The 1117-nt window shown below is 33.6% G+C and carries 1 protein-coding gene; it reads left to right on the plus strand.

Features of this window, described 5'->3' with window-relative positions; translation table 11 throughout:
• Window positions 1–114 precede the first annotated feature (114 nt).
• Window positions 115–837, plus strand: coding sequence for a TorF family putative porin (locus tag KPC_RS19945; protein ID WP_228212365.1), 723 nt, complete (start codon window positions 115–117; stop codon window positions 835–837).
• Window positions 838–1117 lie beyond the last annotated feature (280 nt).

Raw genomic sequence — 1117 nt, forward strand, 5'->3', positions numbered from 1 at the left:
GCATAACCCTATATTCATAAAAACTGGCTAAAATAGACAAATTTTTTTGCTATCGTTTTATTTTATCAAATGTTCATATTTTATAAAAAATATCTGATACTCCCTCTGTGTATTATGTCATGTAGCCTCTTTGCTAAAGAAAATGACCCAACGACAGAAAGTAGTACAATTTCTGGAAATGTTGGCATTGTATCTAAATATATTTATCGAGGTGGTGTAGAAAATGACGATCCTGCTGCACAAGCAGGGTTGGAATATATACATCGTAGCGGGATTAAAGTTGGTTATTGGGGATCAACATTAGACTATAATCCTGGCAATGAAGATAAAAATCATGGTTTCGAGCACGATTTCTATATTGCTTACACACATCAGCTGAATCAGGATTGGAGTTATGCTATCCAGGCGACAGCTTATGTATATCATGATGCAAACAAAGTACGCTCGGAACAAGGTGAAAAGCGTCCAATTACTTCATATGATGTACTTTATAATTTGAGTTATAAAAACTTAACTTTGGCAGCAGCAGTAACACTTGCTGATGCATCTGCTACAAATGCAGGAGATGCCTATTTTAGTGCATCTTATATATATCCCTTGCCAATGGATTTCAATTTGAATACCTCTATTGGTGCAACGGCTTATAATTCTGATCGTGATGATAGTGTCGTACAGACGGAAAAAGATTTTGCATTTAATGAGGCGCGTATTGGTATTAGTAAAACGTTTACAAATACAGGGCTTACAGCATCTTTTGATTATGTCATGGGAGGTCAGGACCGGATGGGCAGTGATTTTGATGACCATGCGGTTTTCGGACTCAATTATAGTTTTTAGAGTTGGTTCTAATAAGTAATAGTGCATTGAACAGGTGTTTGATGCACTTTTTTTATGCACCAGAGTGAAAGATTTAAATAAAAGTCTTGAAATATAATTTGGTTAATTCAATAAAATGAGCATTATCTGTGCATTCTAGTTTAAGGAATGGTCTTTTTAATCAATCGGAAACTATATTATAACTCAATCTAATTTTATATAAATTTTATGTTTTTCATGTATTTATATGTAGAAAAATTACAGATAGCTTTTACACAATGAAGATATGTATCAAACATGG

The organism is Acinetobacter stercoris (assembly GCF_900323515.1).
In the GTDB taxonomy this organism is placed as follows: Bacteria; Pseudomonadota; Gammaproteobacteria; order Pseudomonadales; family Moraxellaceae; genus Acinetobacter; species Acinetobacter stercoris.

What these genes read in the sequence shown, in the direction of transcription:
- KPC_RS19945 (WP_228212365.1), top strand. Translation starts at nt 115, where the DNA reads ATGTCATGTAGCCTCTTTGCTAAAGAAAATGACCCAACGACAGAAAGT.